Annotated in this window: 19 protein-coding genes and 2 pseudogenes; 18 read left to right on the top strand and 3 right to left on the bottom strand. The window is 58.1% G+C overall.

What is annotated here, in order from left to right; translation table 11 throughout:
- Window positions 1–45 precede the first annotated feature (45 nt).
- From leuC to QFZ94_RS30100, 4 genes and pseudogenes are all read left to right on the top strand, one after another.
- Window positions 46–1,458 carry a 3-isopropylmalate dehydratase large subunit gene (leuC, locus tag QFZ94_RS30115; RefSeq protein ID WP_429461382.1) on the top strand — a complete coding sequence of 471 codons (1,413 nt, stop codon included), beginning with the start codon at window positions 46–48 and terminating at the stop codon, window positions 1,456–1,458.
- On the top strand, window positions 1,451–2,098 hold the full coding sequence (gene leuD, locus QFZ94_RS30110; RefSeq protein WP_429461380.1) for a 3-isopropylmalate dehydratase small subunit: 648 nt from the start codon (window positions 1,451–1,453) through the stop codon (window positions 2,096–2,098). The genes leuC and leuD overlap by 8 nt, the downstream gene beginning before the upstream one ends.
- 97 nt (window positions 2,099–2,195) lie before the next feature.
- On the top strand, window positions 2,196–3,518 hold the full coding sequence (locus QFZ94_RS30105) for a 2-hydroxycarboxylate transporter family protein (protein WP_429461378.1): 1,323 nt from the start codon (window positions 2,196–2,198) through the stop codon (window positions 3,516–3,518).
- Between the two features lie 18 nt (window positions 3,519–3,536).
- Window positions 3,537–4,103 (top strand): annotated as a pseudogene (locus QFZ94_RS30100) (LysR substrate-binding domain-containing protein).
- Window positions 4,104–4,166: 63 nt separating this feature from the next.
- Here the strand turns inward: QFZ94_RS30100 and QFZ94_RS30095 are convergent.
- Entirely contained in the window at window positions 4,167–5,105 is a 939-nt protein-coding gene (locus tag QFZ94_RS30095; protein WP_429461376.1) for a LysR substrate-binding domain-containing protein, read from the bottom strand.
- A gap of 136 nt (window positions 5,106–5,241) precedes the next feature.
- Between QFZ94_RS30095 and QFZ94_RS30090 the strand changes: the two genes are divergently transcribed.
- The 5 genes from QFZ94_RS30090 (at window position 5,242) to QFZ94_RS30070 (ending at window position 9,343) form a co-directional block, all read left to right on the top strand.
- Window positions 5,242–5,898 carry an RraA family protein gene (locus QFZ94_RS30090; RefSeq protein ID WP_429461374.1) on the top strand — a complete coding sequence of 219 codons (657 nt, stop codon included), beginning with the start codon at window positions 5,242–5,244 and terminating at the stop codon, window positions 5,896–5,898.
- A 20-nt stretch (window positions 5,899–5,918) separates the two neighbouring features.
- Entirely contained in the window at window positions 5,919–6,599 is a 681-nt protein-coding gene (locus QFZ94_RS30085; protein WP_429461372.1) for an RraA family protein, read from the top strand.
- Window positions 6,599–7,243, top strand: a complete 645-nt coding sequence (locus QFZ94_RS30080) for an RraA family protein (protein ID WP_429461370.1) — start codon at window positions 6,599–6,601, stop codon at window positions 7,241–7,243. The genes QFZ94_RS30085 and QFZ94_RS30080 overlap by 1 nt, the downstream gene beginning before the upstream one ends.
- The gene (locus tag QFZ94_RS30075; protein WP_429461368.1) at window positions 7,240–8,457 is read left to right on the top strand and encodes a pyridoxal phosphate-dependent aminotransferase; all 1,218 of its coding nucleotides are present in this window, start codon (window positions 7,240–7,242) and stop codon (window positions 8,455–8,457) included. Before QFZ94_RS30080 ends, QFZ94_RS30075 begins: the two co-directional genes overlap by 4 nt.
- A gap of 109 nt (window positions 8,458–8,566) precedes the next feature.
- Entirely contained in the window at window positions 8,567–9,343 is a 777-nt protein-coding gene (locus tag QFZ94_RS30070) for an alpha/beta fold hydrolase (protein WP_429461366.1), read from the top strand.
- Between the two features lie 180 nt (window positions 9,344–9,523).
- On the opposite strand, the gene QFZ94_RS30065 is transcribed toward QFZ94_RS30070, so the two are convergent.
- Window positions 9,524–10,435 (bottom strand): LysR family transcriptional regulator, encoded by a 912-nt coding sequence (locus QFZ94_RS30065; RefSeq protein ID WP_429461364.1) that lies wholly within the window; start codon window positions 10,433–10,435, stop codon window positions 9,524–9,526.
- 239 nt (window positions 10,436–10,674) lie between these two features.
- On the opposite strand from QFZ94_RS30065, the gene QFZ94_RS30060 reads away from it, so the two are divergent.
- From QFZ94_RS30060 to QFZ94_RS30020, 9 genes and pseudogenes are all read left to right on the top strand, one after another.
- A complete protein-coding gene (locus QFZ94_RS30060) occupies window positions 10,675–11,331 on the top strand; it encodes a hypothetical protein (protein WP_429461362.1) in 657 nt (218 codons plus the stop codon).
- The gene (locus tag QFZ94_RS30055; RefSeq protein WP_429461360.1) at window positions 11,331–12,662 is read left to right on the top strand and encodes an MFS transporter; all 1,332 of its coding nucleotides are present in this window, start codon (window positions 11,331–11,333) and stop codon (window positions 12,660–12,662) included. The genes QFZ94_RS30060 and QFZ94_RS30055 overlap by 1 nt, the downstream gene beginning before the upstream one ends.
- A 3-nt stretch (window positions 12,663–12,665) precedes the next feature.
- Window positions 12,666–13,427 (top strand): 5-oxoprolinase subunit PxpB, encoded by a 762-nt coding sequence (pxpB, locus tag QFZ94_RS30050; protein WP_429461358.1) that lies wholly within the window; start codon window positions 12,666–12,668, stop codon window positions 13,425–13,427.
- The gene (locus QFZ94_RS30045; RefSeq protein WP_429461356.1) at window positions 13,424–14,401 is read left to right on the top strand and encodes a biotin-dependent carboxyltransferase family protein; all 978 of its coding nucleotides are present in this window, start codon (window positions 13,424–13,426) and stop codon (window positions 14,399–14,401) included. The genes pxpB and QFZ94_RS30045 overlap by 4 nt, the downstream gene beginning before the upstream one ends.
- Before the next feature lie 31 nt (window positions 14,402–14,432).
- The gene (locus QFZ94_RS30040; protein ID WP_429461354.1) at window positions 14,433–15,209 is read left to right on the top strand and encodes a LamB/YcsF family protein; all 777 of its coding nucleotides are present in this window, start codon (window positions 14,433–14,435) and stop codon (window positions 15,207–15,209) included.
- Between the two features lie 10 nt (window positions 15,210–15,219).
- On the top strand, window positions 15,220–15,681 hold the full coding sequence (gene accB / locus QFZ94_RS30035) for an acetyl-CoA carboxylase biotin carboxyl carrier protein (protein WP_429461352.1): 462 nt from the start codon (window positions 15,220–15,222) through the stop codon (window positions 15,679–15,681).
- Window positions 15,674–17,041: an acetyl-CoA carboxylase biotin carboxylase subunit gene (accC, locus tag QFZ94_RS30030; protein WP_429461350.1), complete on the top strand. Its 1,368-nt coding sequence runs from the start codon at window positions 15,674–15,676 to the stop codon at window positions 17,039–17,041. The genes accB and accC overlap by 8 nt, the downstream gene beginning before the upstream one ends.
- Window positions 17,038–17,463, top strand: coding sequence for a hypothetical protein (locus tag QFZ94_RS30025; protein ID WP_429461348.1), 426 nt, complete (start codon window positions 17,038–17,040; stop codon window positions 17,461–17,463). The genes accC and QFZ94_RS30025 overlap by 4 nt, the downstream gene beginning before the upstream one ends.
- Window positions 17,464–17,573: 110 nt before the next feature.
- A pseudogene (locus QFZ94_RS30020) lies at window positions 17,574–18,037 on the top strand (carbonic anhydrase).
- A 192-nt stretch (window positions 18,038–18,229) separates the two neighbouring features.
- Here the strand turns inward: QFZ94_RS30020 and QFZ94_RS30015 are convergent.
- The gene (locus QFZ94_RS30015) at window positions 18,230–19,126 is read right to left on the bottom strand and encodes an amidohydrolase family protein (RefSeq protein WP_429461346.1); all 897 of its coding nucleotides are present in this window, start codon (window positions 19,124–19,126) and stop codon (window positions 18,230–18,232) included.
- Window positions 19,127–19,181: the final 55 nt, after the last annotated feature.

Below are 19,181 nucleotides of genomic sequence, written 5' to 3'. Positions count from 1 at the left end.
CCTGCAACGCTCTGGTCAAGAGCCCCCAGTACTCGGAGAGAGACGATGTCCCAGACGCTCTACCGGAAGATTGTGGATAGCCACACTGTCTTCCACGTCGATGAGCAGCACGTGGCGCTCTACGCCGACCTGCACATCATGAACGAATACACAAGCCCGCAAGCTTTCGCGGGCCTCGCACAAAAAGGGCTTGCCGTCCGCTGCCCCGAGAAGCAGATGGGCATCGTCGACCATGTCATCCCCACGCATCCTGTTTCAGTCGACAAGCGCACAATCTTCATCGACGCCGCTGCCAACCAAGCGGCGAATTTCAGGCGCAATTGTCAGAAGCACGGAATTCACCTTTTTGACGTCAAAGACCGCGAGCAGGGCATCGAACACGTCGTGGCACCCGAGATTGGGTTGATTCGACCCGGCATGGTGGTGTTGTGCGGCGACAGTCATACAACGACCTACGGCGCGCTCGGAGCACTGGGGTTTGGAATTGGTACATCGGAAGTCGAACATGTACTCGCAACGCAAACGCTCGTCTATCGCGTCGCGCGGGACATGCACATCATCGTAGATGGCGAGTTGCCTGTCGGCACGACGTCGAAAGACCTCGTGCTCTACATCATCTCGAAGATTGGCGCGCAAGGCGCACGGGGATTTGCTGTCGAGTACTCGGGTGCTGCAATTGACTCGCTTTCCGCTGAAGCGCGTATGACACTCTGCAACATGACGGTCGAGGCGGGCGGACGAGGTGCCCTCATCGCGCCCGACGCCATCACCGTCAAGTATGTGACAGAGCGCATCAAGGATGTCTCCAGGGACGACATTGCTGCTGCGTCGAAACGGTGGCTTGCATTGAAATCCGATGCAAACGCCGCGTTTGACGTCACCCATCGCTTCGACGCAAGGGAGGTAGCACCCTTTGTAACGTGGGGAACAAGCCCGGACCAGGCGATTCCGGTAACTGCACGCATCCCCGGCCTCCCTGCTGATGCCGTCGAAAGTCAGAACGCAGCAAAGGCATTGAATTACATGGGTCTCGACGCCGGACAAGCCATCGATGGGCTTGCCATCGACCACGTATTCATCGGCTCATGTACCAATGCACGTATCGAAGACCTGCGCGCGGTTGCCGACATCGTTCGCGGCCGTAAAGTTGCACCTTCGGTTCGAGCCATGGTGGTGCCTGGCTCGGGCATGGTTCGGGAGCAAGCTGAACGTGAGGGCATAGCCTCCGTGTTAATTGACGCCGGCTTTGAATGGCGTCAGCCCGGTTGCTCGATGTGCCTTGCGATGAACGACGACATCCTCGAACCGGGCCAGCGCTGCGCTTCGACCACGAATCGCAATTTCGAGGGCCGCCAGGGGCGGGGTGCACGTACCCATCTTATGAGTCCCGCCATGGCCGCTGCTGCAGCGCTTGCCGGCCGCATCGTCGATGTGCGCAAGGAGCCTTTCCATGCCTAAAAATACTTCGCTGACCGGCATCGCGGCGCCGCTGCCGTTGAACAATCTCGATACCGACCAAATCATGCCAAAACAATTTCTCTTTGGTATCGATAAGTCGGGACTGGCGCGCGGTGTTCTCTACGACCTGCGGACCGATGCGGCGACCGGCACGCCTCGCCCTGACTTCGTACTTAACCGCAAGGAGTACCAAGGTGCGCGAATTCTCATAGCCGGAGCAAACTTCGGTTGCGGCTCCAGTCGCGAACACGCGGTGTGGGGCCTTCAACAGGCGGGCTTCGATGCTGTTATCGCGCCAAGCTTCGGCGAAATCTTCTACTTCAACGCATTGAACAATCGCCTGCTGCTAGTGATGCTCGACCCACGCGTCGTGGCTGAGCTGACGGCGCTTGCAAGCGACCCCACGTCGAGCACGCTGACAATCGATGTCGAGCACCAGTGCGTAATCACGGCAGATGGTTCGATGAAGTACGGCTTCGATTTGCCAGCCCGGCAGAAGCACATGTTCATCGAAGGGTTGGACATGATTGGGATGACACTGAGCGACAGCGATTCCATCAGCGAGTTCGAAACCAAACACTACGCTACTCATCCCTGGATGAAGATTGACCTTCCGAAGCAACAAAAAGTAGCTCGATAAGAGACGTCGCAGCGTCCTATTCCGAGGGCCTTTCGCTGACCGGGATGCCGATGCACCCGGGCAGGCCCTGAGCGCCCAAATCCATCAGGAGACAATTATGGAAACGACTTCCGTGCGCACTTGTCTTGCGCCGTCGGGCTTACTCGCAAAAATCAAAAACGTTCAGATTGGCGGGATGCCTATCTTAATGTTCGCGGCACTCGCGCTGGTGACTATCCTCGCAGCAGCAACAAAGAAGCTCCCGAACGACATGATAGGCGGCTTCGCCGTTCTTATGCTCTCAGGGCTTTTACTCGGTGATATTGGGCGCAGAATCCCGCTTTTCAGACATATTGGTGGCCCGGCTATTCTTTGCCTCTTCGTGCCTTCCGCGCTTCTCGGTTATAAGCTGATGGATGATGCCTCGCTGAAGGCCATCACCACGACGATGAAAACCGCTAACCTCCAATATCTTTACATTGCATGTCTGGTTGCCGGCAGCATCCTCGGCATGAACCGAAAGATTTTAATTCAAGGCTTCCTCAAGATGTTCGTGCCATTGCTGATTGGGACCGTCACCGCGATTGCGGCTGGCATTCTCGTCGGCTTGATGTTCGGCTACGACCCAAAACATGTGTTTTTCTACATCGTGATGCCGATTCTTGGTGGAGGCATCGGTGAAGGTATTCTCCCGCTATCCATCGGGTACTCAGAACTCACTGGCGCCGCACAAGGACATTTGATTGCAATGATGGTCCCTGCAGCGCTTATCGGTAACGTGATTGCAATCTTGGGCAGCGGTATCCTTAAACGCTTCGGTGAAAAACACACCAAGTACAGCGGCGAGGGCACGCTCGTGAAGACTGGAGAAGACCGAGCTCTTCTCAAGGAGCAGAAGTCTGAAGCGCCGTTGGACCTGCGTCTCATGGGCTTTGGTCTGTTGTTGGGTTGCACACTGTTCATCCTCGGAGCGCTTCTTGCGCCGCTTACAGGCATCCCGGGACCGGTGTTAATGATTATTGCCGCGGCCCTATTGAAGCTTGCCAAAGCGATTCCGCAGTCGATGGAAGTAGGTGCATATCAGATATACAAGTTCATGTCGACAAACCTGACTTTCGCCATCCTCGTCGGACTGGGGACGCTATTTGTATCGTGGGACAAGTTGGTCGGCTCGTTTTCGATGGCGTACTTCATCATCTGTGCGGCCACCGTCATCGCGATGATAATTTCGGGCTTCTTCGTGGGCGCGTGGCTAAAAATGTATCCGGTAGAGTCCGCCATCATCACTGCTTGCCACAGCGGTCTCGGTGGGACGGGCGACGTCGCTATTCTGTCGTCATCGAACCGGATGGGCCTGATGCCCTTCGCACAGATTTCAACGCGCATCGGTGGTGCTGGCATGGTCGTGTTCGCCACGCTGATGATGAAGTGGTTCGCCTGAGTGTCGTAGAGTTGACACCTGCCGTACGACCTTGCTCGCTTCTTCTCTGCGTTCCCAAGCGTGTGCATCACGTTGGAAGAGCGGCTGAGCCACGACATCGTCGGCGCCGTTGTGGCCGGTCGAGCGGCTTTTGGGGGGGCATCGGAAGCTGACCACCCGGCCCTGCGATTCGTACCGTACAAGAAGGACCAGTTGGTCTTGCTCGCGCGTGTGGCGCATGCGCTCGCGAAGCAGAGTCAAGTCAGCTTCGAGGCTTGCCTCGGTCAACCGTTCATTAGCCTGCAATCAGGGGCCGCGTAACACACCTTCCCGATGAATCATGCCAATGCGCTTGATTGACCGCTAGACGTTCGCGTGCAGGTATCAGGTTATCGTGCTATCGCTAGGCTGGTATGGTCTGGAGCCGGAATCGGAATTGTTCCACGAACCGAAATTGAAGCATCCGATGAAGGAAAGGTCTCGGTCATCCAGCTGACCGAACGTTGGTCTCAACGCAATCTGCACGTATGCGTTCGGCGCAATCCGGCGGAGAAAAGCGTCTATCGCGACCGGCTGGTCGACATGCTGTGGAATCCGTCTGAATGACCCATCGAAAATGCTGCTGTTGATGTGTTCTGCAATCACACGAACTTGTCTTCAACGTGAGACCTATTCAACGGCGCCTGGTTTGGACCTCGTCGTTGGCCGGCCATAAGCGCTTTTCGCGCATGCTACGACAGAATCAACCATCGGATGATGGCGGCTGGGATTCCAGGCAAGAGCGGCGGTGACAACCATGACGCGCTCCTTCAAAGGACGAATAACGACATTCTCCGAGGTCAGCTTCTGCATTGACGCGGGAACAAGGGCGAGGCCTTGGCCGCATCCGACAAACGCAATCTGCGACATCACCGACCGCACCTCATGCAGCACTCGGGGAGCGAAGCCGTGCGACTGACACACCGCCGTCAGAAAATCGAAGTATGCGGGACTGACTTGACGCGACGACATTATCAAAGACTCGTCGGCGAGTGACCGCAGCCGAACCCGAGGAACATCCGCAAGCGGATGGCCGCGCGGAACGGCAACGGCGAGTCGGTCCTCTGCCAAAGGCAGCGTCGAGATTCCGCGACCGACGTTGCCGTCGAGCCTCACAAACGCAACGTCAAGCTCTCCAGCTTCGAGAGCTGGTATCGCCTCGACACTATCAATCTCCCGGATAAACACCGTAAGGTCTGGATGCTCCCGTTTAAGTGCTGCCAGGACTGCAGGCACCGTTTCTAACATAGCGGACGTAATCGCGCCGACCTGCAGGACCCCAGTTTGCCCTGCAGCAACTTCGCGTACCACCCGCTCTAGCCTCTCGACTTGGTCGGCAAACTGCCGAACTGCCGGCAGGATGGCGGCGCCCGCGGCGCTCAGTTGGGTACCACGACGCGACCGGTCAAATAACGATAGTTTCAGCGATTGCTCTAGCACCTTTATCTGCTCGGTCAAAGGCGGCTGCGACATGTTCAATCGCGCTGCGGCCCGCCCGAAGTGCTTTTCCTCTGCGACCGCCAGAAACATCCAAAGCTGACGAATAAGGCGGAAATCGATGGTGGTCATGGTCGCGGTCCCCACGTATGACGTTTGCAGCGAAATCGCTGATTGGCAAATCGTATCAGACAGATACCGTAATGCGAATTTACAAATCAAGCGTCGGAGCCGACCATTCTGTCATCGCGCAAACGGACTCATTCCCATGAATTACGCAATTCTTGAGCGACTCGCTTCTCTCGACACGAACACCGTCTCCGATGCACTTGATTTTCTAGGCATCGCTGGCGCGACGTTCGGCCTTCGGCCCCTTTGGGATTGTCCCAAGATTGTTGGCCGTGCTAGCACCATTCAGCTCGGCCCAAAAACGGATGTCGCTCCGACGGTTCATCTCATTTCGCCGGTCATTGACGCAGTCACGACGGACGACCGCGTTCTCGTAATCGGCGGTGGCCTTGAGGGAGTCTCCTGCTGGGGCGACATCCTCGCCAACGCTGCGGTCGCCAAAAAAGTCCGCGGCTCGATTATCGACGGAGTGAGTCGAGACATTGAAGGTAGCGAAGCCGTCGGCTACCCGGTGTTCGGTCGCGGTGTCACGATGATTAGCGCCCGTAATCGAGTCATCCAGGTCGACTCTGGAAAGCCTGTTCAAATTGCCGGCGTCACCGTCCATGAAGACGATTTCGTAATTGCTGACCGCTGCGGCACCGTATTCGTGCCGGCCGCGCGAATCGACGACGTCCTCGACCTTGGCGAGCGAATCGTGCGTCGTCAGGACGGGATGGTCGCAGCCGTTCGGGCCGGGCGCTCAGTCGCAGAAGTCATGCACGACAAAGAATTTGAGGCCATCCGGGCTCAGTAACCATCCCTTTGGAGTTCCCTATGACGAATCCCAAAAAGGCAAGCGCCGAAGACCGCGAGCTTATCGAACTGTTCGCGGGCCTCGATACGCCCGGCGTCTCAGATGCGTTGGACAAGCTGGGCATCCACGGACAGGCGCTCGGTATTGCTCCGCTTGCCGATTACACCGAGGTCGTTGTCGGACCAGCGTTCACGGTCAAATACGTTCCCGCGAGCGTGCCGCCCGGCACGGTCGGCGACTTTATCGACGATGTCGCGCAAGGCGACGTCGTCGTTATCGACAACGATGGCCGGACAGATTGCACCGTCTGGGGCGACATCATGACCCAATACGCAGGACTGCGGGAAATAGCCGGAACTGTGATTGACGGAGTGTGCCGTGACGTCAATAAGGCGTTGGACGACCGTTACCCTCTGTTCACCGCTGGTCGCTTCATGAGAACTGGCAAAGACCGCGTTCAGGTCGAGTCGGTGAATTCGACTGTCGGAATTGGCACCGTACGTGTCGCCTCACGCGACATCGTGGTTGCCGACGCGAACGGCGTGGTCATCGTTCCTCGAGCCCGTGCGCGTGACGTCGCCGCCACGGCGCGTCAGATTGAGGAGACGGAGTCGCGCATTCGAGACCAGCTCGCGCAAGGAAAGACACTCGGCGAGGCACGGGCAGCTTTGGGTTATCACACACTCCAGAGGAAGGATTGATGGCTACGACCACAATGTACGACGAGAGCATCCTCGAGCGAGCCCGAAAGTTGGGGACCTCGACGCTTTATGAAGCATCCGGCCTCTCAACCGCTGCGGTCGACTCCAACATTCGAACGGTGTGGCAAGGCGCATCCATTGCCGGCGCCGCTTATCCTCTCGAATGTTCGCCTGGCGACAATCTCTCTATCCATATTGCTATGGAACGTGTGCCCCGGGGCAGCGTTCTCGTGGTATCAACGGGGGGATTCATCTCCGGCTACTGGGGCGAGGTTTTGACTGTCGCGGCTGAGGCCGCCGGTGTGGTCGGACTGGTTATCGATGGTGGCGTTCGCGATATCGCTGCCTTGGTCGCACGGCGCTTCCCGGTATTTACGCGAGGTGTCTCGATGCGTGGAACGATTAAGGCAAGCTCACCTTCGGTGGGTCGACCAATCAGTTTTGCTGGTACGCCTGTCGGTCTTGGCGACCTGGTCGTCGCTGACGACGATGGGGTTCTCATTCTTCCGGCCGACCACGCACTGCGCACCGTTGACGATGGGCAAGCTCGCGCCGACAAAGAGGCCAAGATGATGAGCGAGCTTCGCGATGGTCGTAGCACGCTTGAACTCATGGGTTTGACACGATGGCGGGAGGCGCGATGATTACGGAAACTGGCAGGTTGAATCGCTTCCTTGCTGCCGCTCGGCCGTCGGCGACCTACAAGGTGATAGACCGCGTGGCCGCACGGCGCGCCAGCGGTGCGGCCATCATCTCGTTAAGCGCGGGAGAGCCGGATTTCGACACACCCGAGCACGTACAGGAAGCTGGCATTGCTGCTATCAGGTCAGGTCAAACTCGTTACACTCAAGTCGCCGGCCTTCGGGCGCTCCGTGAAGCGATTGCGCGGAAATTTGCACGCGAGAACGGCATGGAAGTGGAGTGGCAAGACACGCTTGTCTGCAACGGTGGCAAACAAGTGATTTTCAACGCGCTTGCGGCCACGCTCAACGAGGGTGACGAAGTCGTCATTCCCGCGCCCTACTGGGTCAGTTACCCGGAAATCGTCCAGCTATGCGGTGGTACTTCGGTCATCGTGCCGTGTTCAGGCGACACGGGGTTCAAACTCACGCCTGACGGTCTGCAATCTGCCATCACGTCGAAGACGCGGTGGGTAATTCTGAACTCACCGTCTAATCCGACCGGCGCAGTATATAGCCGCTCCGAGTTGCGAGCGCTCGCAGAGGTACTGCTCGGGCATCCCGATGTCCTCGTCCTGTCGGACGACATCTACGAGCACTTGATTTTCGACGGTCTGCAGTTCACGACCATAGCTCAGGTCGAGCCCCGGTTGCGCGAGCGCGTGCTCACGATGAACGGCGTTTCGAAGGCGTATGCAATGACCGGATGGCGCATTGGATACGGTACCGGTCCGCGTTGGCTCATTGACGCCATGGAGAAGTTGCAAGGGCAGCAGACTTCTGGAGCATCGAGCATCTCGCAACACGCAGCGCTCGCTGCCCTAAACGGCCCTCAAGACTTTATCCTGCGTTCGCGGTCTCTGTTTCAGCGACGCCGCGACCGGGTCGTTGAAGAACTGAATCAGGCACCGGGGTTGGAGTGCCTTTTGCCGCAGGGTGCGTTCTATGCGTTCGCCTCCTGCGAAGGTCTCATCGGAAAGAGAACGCGCGCGGGTACGCTACTGGACGACGACGAAAGGGTGGTCAATGCCCTGCTCGACGAGGCCGGAGTGGCGACCGTCCACGGTAGTGCGTTTGGCCTCGCCCCGTATCTTCGCATTGCGTACGCGCTTGATGACAAGTCGCTGGTCCGCGCCTGTGGTGCGATTCGTAATTTCTGCGGCGGGCTCGAAGGCTAATCAAAGTTCAGATAGTCGTGCGCCCAAACCCCATTCAACACAACTGGTTCAGGAACCGGTCACCATCCTTAAACGTATGACACGAGAATTCAATCGGTCGCTGATTCCCATGTCGGTGCTCGGAACCGAAGTGACAGTTTCGGCTTTGTCGCGCAAAGGCCCGAAGACACCGCTGATGTTCTTGCACGGATTTGGTTCCACGAAGGAAGACTATGCTGACATAGGTCGATATGCTGAGTTTGATGGGCGCGCCTTCGTAAGTTATGACGCACCGGGCTGTGGAGAGACTGACTGCACCGACCTCAGCAAGGTGAACATTCCATTTCTCCTGGACACTGCGATAGCAGTCGCAGACCATTTTGGCTTCGACCGTTTCCACCTCGTGGGCCATTCAATGGGCGGTCTGACAGCGCTCATGCTTGCATCGCGTCTACCTCAACGCGTCATCTCATTCACCGATATCGAGGGTAACATTGCGCCGGAGGACTGCTTCCTGAGCAGGCAAATCCATCAATATCCGTCGGACAATGCAGCCCAATTCTTCGAGGATTTCATCGAGCGTGCACTGTACGCCCCAGCGTACGCCAGCGCCTTGTACTCGGCTAGCCTTCGTCACAAGGTGCGAGCTGAGGCCGTGCCGGGAATCTTCAAATCGATGGTCGACCTGTCGGATAACGGTGATTTGATGCGCAGGTTCCTTGCGTTGCCGTGCCCTCGTATGTTTATGTACGGAGAGCAAAACGCAGGCCTCTCGTATTTGGAGCACATCGCAAGTCAAGGTGTGGAACTGGCAGAGATACCCAATTGTGGCCATTTTCCGATGTACTCGAATCCGGCTGTGATGTGGAAGTCTTTAGCCGACTTCATTCAACGGTCGGAGCCCTGATACTGGGGTAATACAGGGACAAACGGCGACCACCCAGCGGAAGGGCGCACCTGGCCGGTTCGCTCGCCGCGCAAGTTCGACCACGCAAGTCGGTTAGGCTGCCCAAGCAGCCCCCCGGACGTACGGGAACGTCACACGCGCCCGGCATAGTCCGCTTGGCGGGTTACGATGGTCGTCGCTTTAGACAGGCGCATAAGGTGCCTGCAAGGACCGCATGTACCGGTCCGATTCCTGGCACGCCAGTTCCGCAACAAATCTGATGGCATCAGATGCGCGATTTTCGAGGTAGCTGACAACCAGGCCTTGTAGCGGCAAAGGATGGTCGCTCGAGATGATGCGCAATTCTCCGCTCTCGACCTCGCGACGTACCGGTGGAAGAGGCACCATCGCATTCCCGAAACCACAGCGAACGAGCCGAGCGATGGCAGCAATCGAGCTGACGCAATGCACCTTGCCAAGCGGCATGTCGGCGCGTCGATAGAGGTCTTTCAGAACAAGGTATGGCTGCGAGCCTCGACTCAAAGTAATCGTCGGCCGGCTCAGAATGAGTGAAAGGTTGTTGTCGAGTTCGGGCGAAGCATCCGAACGGCCAACCCATCCCATCGTCATCGGCAGACAAGCCGTGCTTACGATTCCGTCTCCAATCATCTGGTCGGTTTGAAGCGCGATGTCCACGTCTCCGTCGCGCAAACTGCGGTGAAGTCGTTCGGTGGATTCTGAACTCAACTGGAGCTCGATACCCGGATACGACTGCTGCAGATGTTGCATGAAGGGAACCAACCACGTGTGGACGATGCTCTCAATCGCTCCAATTCGAACGCTGCCCAGCAGGTTTTGGTCGGTCCTGCCGAGGCGGAGTATATCCCTCTGAAGCTCAAGCATCCGTTCGCCGTAGCTGATGAGTCGTAAGCCAACGGGTGTCAACCGCAGTTCACCGGGCCCACGGTCAAACACCCGCGCATCCAGCTCCTCCTCAAGCGATGCGATTCGGTTTGATATCGCGGCTTGCGTAACGTGCAAACGCTCTGCCGCCGCCCGGAAGCTTCCTAGCTCAACGACGAGAAGAAAGCTCTCGAGAAAACGGGTGTTCATCGTGGTCTCCGTGTGAAGCATTCGTTTAACGTCGCTGACCCATCACCTTCGGTCGCCGAAAATGCGGCGTCAATTCTGAATGACGGAACTCCTAGATACGCCGTGCGTATCTCCGGCGTCCTCTTCGCGGTGTAGTCGCAAAAGAAAAATCTATCAGGCACCCCAAGAAATTCCCGTTTGCTCGGGAGTTATTGGCTGACGACGATGGGTTATCCCAAGCGAAGAAGGAGCGAGACGAGATGAACTCAGTTTCACCCTACGGAATGTTGTTCGTCGCAGCCGACATCAACGCGGAAGACGAGGCCGATTTCAACGCTTGGTATGACCGCGAACACATTGAGGAGCGCGTGCGCATGCAGGGCGTCATTTCTGCGGCACGTTACGCTGCCGTGAGCGGCAGCCCCAAGTACCTGAGCTTGTATTGGGCGGAATCGATTTCTCCATTCGCGTCCGCCGCCTACGCTCATGCTTTTCAAAACCAAAGCGCCTGGTCGCAGAAGACGTTGCCGAAGATGCTCGCGCCCACGCGTCGCATTGGCGAAGTGAGCGCCGGTGTAGGTCAAGGCAGCGGCGCATATGTGGCCGTAGTCTCTTTGAACATCCCCGATGACCCGCATGCGTTGACCGACCGCTGCGCTGAGATTGGCGCGCGCTTGTCGGAAGACCCCGGTTTTGTGCATTCGTATCTGCTCTCGCCGAAAGACGAACTCAGTCGTCCGCTGCCGCAAGAGGACCTCGCGACACGTCGCATGTACCCTATCTTCATTGTCGAAAGCAGCAACGCACGGTCGAACGAGCAAGCGCTTGAGTTTGCTTCACAAGCGCTCGACGGCCTGCCTTCGACAGCCGCGCGTTACTCACTCACCTGGAAACTCTCTGCTACGGAGCTGGCGTGATGGAAAACACGAGCGCTATCGTTGATACCTCACTCGAACATTCGAGCGCAGAGCTGAGAAAGCGGCCCCAAATGAGCAAGCTTGCTGCCGCGAGCTCTATTGGGACTACGCTTGAGTGGTACGACTTCACGGTCTACAACCTCATGGCGGCGTTGGTGTTCAACGCAGTTTTCTTCCCTTCGTTCGACCCGCTTTCAGGAACCATCCTCGCGTTTTCAACGTACGCGGTTGGTTACCTCTCCCGTCCTTTTGGTGGGCTTGTTTTTGGCCACCTTGGTGACAAGCTCGGTCGCAGGTTCGTGCTCGTCGCAACGCTCGTTCTGATGGGCGCGGCCACAGGCTTGATGGGATTGCTGCCTACCTACAACGTATGGGGCGTATGGAGTCCGGTTCTGCTCGTGGCCCTGCGCTTCTTTCAAGGTGCAGCAATCGGTGGTGAATGGGCAGGAGCCGTTCTGCTTTCGATGGAGCATGGAAGGCCAGACCAACGTGGCAGAAACGCGTCGTTCGCGCAAATGGGACCGGCTTGTGGGACTTTGCTCGGCGCTGGATTCATCACCGTCGCAACACTGAGCATGTCTGCGGAGTCGTTCCAGAGCTGGGGGTGGCGCATTCCTCTTCTGTCCAGCGCGGTGCTTGTGATGTTCGGCCTGTGGTTGCGTCGAGGGGTCGATGAGACTCCGATGTTCAAGGACCTTGAGCGCCATCAACATAAGGTTGAGTTGCCTATCAAGGAAGTGGTCGTCGGTTACTGGAAGCGCTTGCTGATTGCCGGTAGCGTTCGCATTGGTTCGGACATCGTATACGGACTGCTGGTGGTTTTCACGCTGACCTATGTGACAGAAGTGCTGCGCCTCCCTCGCTCTCTGGCACTCACGGCAACGATGCTCGGTGCTGCGCTTCATGCCGTGTGTGTCCCGCTCTTCGGTGCCCTCTCCGACAGGCTCGGCCGACGAGTGGTCTACGGAGCAGGTGCTGCGTTCTCGATTGCCTGGGCATTTGCATATTTTGCATTGATGCAAACGCGTGAGCCGATTTTCATCTGCCTCTCAGTCGTGGTCGGAATGTTCTTCCAGGCGATGATGTACGGCCCACAAGCCTCGTTCGTAACGGAGCAATTTCCGACGCGAGTGCGATACGCCGGGGCGTCGCTCGCCGCAACATTCGGTGGGATTATTGGTGGTGGGTTCGCGCCGCTTGTCTTCGCAAGCCTCTACAAGGCATACCACTCGTCGGCTTACGTTGCTGTCTACATCTCGGCCGGTCTTCTGGTCACAATCATCGCGCTCGTGGCAGCTAAGGAAACTGCCGGCAAGCCCTTGGAAGAGTGACATATGGAAGACCAAACGCTAGATATCGGTCTTGAAGCGGCAACCGGCGCCGGACCATCGAGCCGTACGCCTGGCGCAGCGGAGCTTGCTCCCGCTCGTAACCGCACCCCTCGGTTGACTGCGGCAGGAGCTGGTGCACTGTTGTTTGACCCCGGGACAGGAGTCTTCGACGCAGAGATGCAGACTCACCTTCAGGCGCTGGGCAAGCGGCTCAATGCGTCACTTTGCCGGGCAGGCGGCGTTGAGGTCGTCTTGGGCGTGAACAACCTGCTGGTCATCTTCAACCCGCTTGAGATGCATCCCGACAAAGCGTCCGATGTCTTGCTGAGCCTCTGGGAGACGACCGACGCGGAAGCCGTCGTGGACCGGACCATCGAAGTACCGGTCATTTACGGCGGCGCCGCAGGCGAGGACCTCGTGACACTCGCGTCGGACGCCGGGCTCAGCATCGATGAATACATCCGACGCCACAGCGATGCGACGTACTCGGTTGCATGTATCGGCTCAATGCCGGGATTCGCGTACATGACGGGACTCCCGCCTGAGCTGGCGGTGCGGCGCAGGAAAGTGCCCCGAATGAAGGTCGACGAGGGAACTGTAATCGTCGGCGGTTCGCAGGCGGGTGTCATGCCGTGCACGGCTCCGTCAGGTTGGCATTTGCTGGGCAAGACCGATAGCCGGCTATTCGACCCGCAGCAATCACCACCGTGCCTGTTCGAGCCTGGTGACAAGGTCCGTTTCGTCGTCAAAGGAGTGGAACCATGATTGAGGTCCTTAGCAACGGCGCGCCGAATCTCATCCAGGACGCCGGACGGCGCGGTCACCTCGGATTTGGTGTGAGCCGCTCTGGGGCGATGGATTCGTTAGCGCTCGGCGTGGGAAACGCACTGGTTGGCAATGAGCCCGGCGAGGCTGCTATTGAAATCAGCCTCTTCCCCTTCCGAGCAAAATTCGAGCGCGACCAGGATTTCGCTGTCACGGGAGCCGATTGCCTTGTCCGGTTAGACGACGTGCGACAAGCTCCATGGTGGGGACGAACCGCGCGGGCAGGTCAGACGCTCATCGTTGAGCGGCCTAAACGTGGCGCCCGGGCTTACCTCTGCCTCGGCGGCGGAGTGGACGTCCCTTCTGTTATGGGCTCGCGCTCTACTGACCTCAAAGGTGCGTTCGGCGGGTTCGAAGGACGTGGACTGCGGCGCGGCGACTCGGTCAAGGTGAGTGCTGGTGCGCGAAGCGCGAATCGCAGCGTTGGACTTGGCGTTGTCCCGTCGGAACTTCCATCCTTCTGGACCGAGTTGTCATCGGGTGTGGTGAGCGTGCGTGTTTTGCCGGGGGCGGAGTATCAGGCGTTCACGGAGGACGCAAAGAGGGCCTTGGCGGACTCGGAATTCGAAATAACACCGGAATCTAACCGAGTCGGATACCGATTGAGCGGCTCCGCGCTGCCCCTGTCTCGTTCAATGGAACTGCTCTCACACGGCATCGTTCCCGGGACCATTCAGGTGCCACCATCTGGTCAGCCCATCATCCAGCTCGCGGAAGCAAACACATGTGGCGGCTACCCGAAGATTGCCACAGTGTTTGAGGCAGACCTATGGAAGCTCGGCCAGGCGCCTATTGGTTGCCGCATCCGTTTCGTCTTGTCGGACGTCGAAGAAGCGGTGGAAGCGTTGCGCCACCGGACCGCCGAACTATCGAAAGTTCAGCAAACGCTGGCCCTAATGTCTCAACGAGGCTAAAGACCCCAACAAAACAGGAGGAGCCTGAACCATGAACGCTTCGAACAAGTCTCTCCATATTGACCTCAATTCCGACATGGGCGAGGGATTTGGCGCATGGCGCATGGGCGATGACGAAGCCATGCTCGACATCGTTTCGTCGGCCAATGTCGCTTGCGGCCTGCATGCCGGTGACCCGGAAATCATGGCGAAGACTTTCGCTTCTGCCAAAGAGCGCGGCGTGAACGTTGGCGCCCATCCCGGTTTCCCGGACCTCTGGGGGTTCGGTCGCCGCATCATCCCCTTCACACCGGGAGAAATCGAACGGCTGGTCGCCTACCAGATTGGTGCCGCCCAAGCCTTGTCTACCTATGCCGGCAATCCCATCACATACGTCAAGGCACACGGGGCACTTGGCAATCTGACGCAGACACACCACGATGTCGCCACCGCCATTGCGCGCGCTATCAAGGCCGTAAATCCGGAGCTCGTTTGCATGACGTTTGCCGGCGCCCTTATGCAGCAGGTCGCGAGCGACATGGGACTTCGCGTGTGCTGCGAGGTGTTCGCCGACAGGGCCTATGATGAGGAAGGACATCTGGTTCACCGCAAGAAGCCAGGCGCGGTATTGCACGACGTCGACGAAGCAGCCGCCCGGATGCTTCGTATGGTTCAAGGCGCTGGCATCGAGACCGTTTCGGGCCGGCTGTTGCCCGTAAAAATCGACACCATCTGCGTGCACAGCGACACGCCTGGCGCCATTCAGATGGCTGCCGAAGTGCGGCGTGTCCTTGAGGGCGCGCGTGTGACCATTAAGTCGTTTGTTTGAGGCTGGACGCATGGACCATGACAAGCTGAAGCGACTGTTGCAGATGCTGCAAAGTACGGCGGTTCGCGAATTGGAATTCGAGGAAGGCGACCTGAAGATAAAGCTCACCCGAAATTCGGTGAGCGACCCAACAGCAGTGGGTACGGCCGCTGCGGCAGTCACGGCGAATCAATCGGGCGTCGTGTGCGCGCCGACCGTTGAGCAGCCTTCCAGGCAGACCCACATGATTGCTGCGGGCTTGACTGGTACGTTCTATCGCGCGCCTGTGCCGGACCAGGCTCCATTCGTCGCGGTCGGAGATTCAGTTGCAGAGGGTCAGACGTTAGCAGTCGTCGAGGCCATGAAGCTTCTCAACGCCATCGAGGCGGACCGCGCCGGACGGATAGTCAGCATCCTCGCTGAGGATGGTGCGACGGTCTCGCCGGACACTGAACTCTTTGCAATTGAACCTCACGAGGTGCCGCATGTTTGACACCGTTCTCATCGCAAATCGCGGCGAGATTGCATTGCGTGTCCTCAGGGCTTGCAAGGCACTCGGACTGAAGACCGTTGCAGTACATTCGGAAGCCGACTCGAATCTTCGGCATGTCAGCCTGGCTGACAAGGCCATCTGCGTCGGCCCAGCTCCTTCACCCGGGAGCTATCTGCAGAAGGGCGAAATCCTCCTTGCCGCACGATTGACCGGCGCCGGCGCTATTCATCCTGGCTATGGCTTTCTTTCAGAGAGCGGGGACTTCGCGGAGGCGGTCGAGAACGCGGGCTTGACGTTCGTCGGTCCGAGCTCCTCTGCCATACGGCTGATGGGTGACAAGGTCAGCGCGAAACGTGCGATGACTGCATCCGGGGTGCCGTGCGTACCAGGCTCCGATGGTGCATTGCCGGAGAGCGGCGCCGCAATCGATGAGATTGCCGCGCGGGTCGGTTACCCGCTCATCGTGAAGGCATCCGGCGGTGGTGGCGGCCGAGGGATGAGAATCGTTCGGCACCCGTCCGAGCTTCGTCAGTCAGTGGCTATGACGCGAGAGGAAGCGGGTCGAGCGTTTGGGAATCCGACCGTCTACCTTGAACGCTTCCTCGAGAAGCCTCGGCATGTCGAGATACAGGTGCTTGCGGACAAGCATGGCAACGCTGTCTGGCTCGGCGAGCGCGACTGTTCAATGCAGCGCCGCAACCAGAAAATCATCGAGGAGTCGCCCGCGCCCGGGGTGGACCGCGTGGAGATTGCCCGCATTGGCGCCTTGTGCGCGAAGGCTTGTATTGATGTCGGATACACAGGAGCTGGTACTTTCGAGTTTCTCTACGAAGACGGCAAGTTCTTCTTCATCGAAATGAACACTCGCGTCCAGGTCGAACATCCCGTTACCGAACTGGTGACGGGAGTAGATATCGTCGGGGAGCAGCTGCGCATAGCATTGGGCGAGCCTCTTTCCTTCCAGCAGAGCGATGTTCGATTCGAGGGGCATGCAATCGAATGCCGCTTGAACGCTGAGAATCCGTGGAGCTTCATTCCTTCCCCCGGAACGGTGACGAACTGGGTTGCGCCTGGCGGTCCTGGCGTTCGCGTGGAGTCTCATATGTACTCAGGCTACACCATTCCTCCGAACTACGACTCGCTAATCGGGAAGCTGCTTACTCATGGCTCTACACGTGAGCAAGCTGTAGCTCGGATGCGCGTCGCGCTCGATGAAATAACGGTCGCTGGAGTCGATACGACGATTCCGCTACACCGCGAACTGATGCAGGAGCCTGGTTTCCGAGAGGGCGGCTTCGACATCCACCACCTGGAACGTCTCATCGAAGGTGATGTCTTCTCCGAGGGGAAGCAAGGATGACACTTGACGACATCAACCTCGTTTTGGTTGCTCTCAAGGCGACAGACGTGACCAATTGCGAGATTGTGGATGGCGTGTCGACATTGCGTCTCAGTTTCGACCGTCAAGCACGCTCAGCCCCGGTTCGTGAGACCAGCGAGACCGCTGTGCATCCCGCCCGGGTAAAGCAAGAGACTCTTCTAATCAGAACTCCCAATAGCGGTGTGTTCCGGCATTCGCATCCGCTTGATGACCCGGGAAACAATAATAGGGCCGTACAACTCGGCCAGCACGTCGGCTATGTCGAAATCGACTCCGTCTACTGCGCCATCGTGTCGCCGGCTAACGGTACCGTGAACCGAGTTCTTCTGCAGGAGTGCGAGGTTGCGGGATACGGTCAGCCTGCTGTTGAGCTGGACGTGCACGGCTGGGACCCACGGTAGCAGGAATGCTTGGTTCGCTTCCCAACCAGAACCGGCGTTGGTTCGCGGGAATCGGAGCTACCAAGCCCGGATTCCTCAAGTTCCTTAGTGGGCAGCAGGCCCCGCAATAGCTGTGGATAGGTTGCGCTGACAGTCGCATTCCGGCCAACGGACTGGAAGGTCTGCGACCAGGCGAGTTGTTCGTCCACAGGAATATGGCCAACGTGGTATCGCCGTTCGACTCGAACTGTCTCGAGTGCTTGCAGTATGCGGTAGACGTTCTAAGGTACGTCATATCATGGTCGTAGGTCATCTCGGTTGGGGCGGCGTTCAGGCTGCGCTCACCGGCTCACCGGGACTCATGTGGGGCTTGCAGACAACTGGATTCTGTATGTCGCGACGCTCTCGGTCGGCATCGAACGTTGAGTGGCAGCTTAGACATCCGCGGCTCGGCGGACGGGGCGTGCAAGCTCAGGTTGACGAGCAGGCCCAGAACGTCTGCATGACGACGGTTATGCAAGACGCCTGGTCGAGAAGGCCAAGCGTCGAGGTGCACGCCTTTGGTCTATTCACTGGCGGACGGTCTCCTTCATAGCTCGGTCTCGATTTCGACCTGCCCAAGTCGCCGGAGCCCAATTACTTCGACGCGTGTCACGTATCGCGCTACCTACACTGCAAAGTAACAGCGAAAGGAGATGACATGACAGCCGCCACAACGACGACTCCGGCCGAGTTTCGGCTGCGTGTGGGACTCCACGACGGTCCGACTTCCGGATATTGAAGGATGTTAAAGGCGATACACGCGTTCCGCGTTGTCGTGAAAGAGCGCGGCTCGTTCACTCGTCGAGAAGTCTTTCGTGATGGATTTGAAGGCGTTGAATATGTCGTCGTAGCTGCTGAACAGCTTATCGACTGGAAAGTTGCTCGCGAACATGCATCGCCCGACGCCAAACGCCTCAATCGCATGCAAAACGAATGGACGGATGCTGTCGACGGTCCATTTCCAATCGCCCATTCCGAGGCCCGATATCTTGCAGAAGACGTTAGGAGCGTTAGCAAGAAGCGTCATGCTTCGCTTCCAGGCGTGCACCTCTTCAGCAAGCCTGTCGACGGGCATGCCCGTGTGGTTTAGGACGACAGGGGTATCAGGGAAGTCTCGCGCCAGAGCTGTCGCTTCCTCCATTTGCGTGTAGTAGAGCTGCAGGTCGAATGACAGGTCGTATCGCTTCAATAAAGCGTAGCCGGCGCGCCATTGCGGGTCACTCATCAAATGAGGGCTGTCGATAAATGTCTTAACTGGGTCGCTATGGAAGTTCAGACACTGCCGGATTCCGCGAACATTTGGATATTGAAGATGCGCTTCGAGCACTTCCTGCAAGTTCGGAGATGACAAATCTGCAAATCCGACGATGCCGTGCGGGTAGCCATGCGTGTCAGCAACGCTCTGCAACCAGCGCGTCTCCGCGACCGGGTCATTGTGGTCATACTCGACTTGCAGGTGAACAGTTTTGACGACGTTCTGATTTTTGATATCGGCGAGGAAGTTTTCGATGAGGTAGTCGGTGCGAATCGCCGAATAGTCTCCGAACACGCGCTTGAGCATGGGACCTTGCAACCATGGATAGTTGCCGGTCTTCAGGTCGTACAGGTGGTGATGCGGGTCAATGATGGGAAAATTGTCCATGATGCCTCCGGAGCTGTTCTTGGTGGACATTCGGTGCCACCCATAGGTTGGGCGG

The organism is Paraburkholderia sp. JPY465, from assembly GCF_050436725.1.
Classification (GTDB): domain Bacteria; phylum Pseudomonadota; class Gammaproteobacteria; order Burkholderiales; family Burkholderiaceae; genus Paraburkholderia; species Paraburkholderia youngii.
The sequence above is the reverse complement of the archived record's forward strand: the minus strand, read 5'-3'. Positions and strand labels throughout refer to the sequence as shown.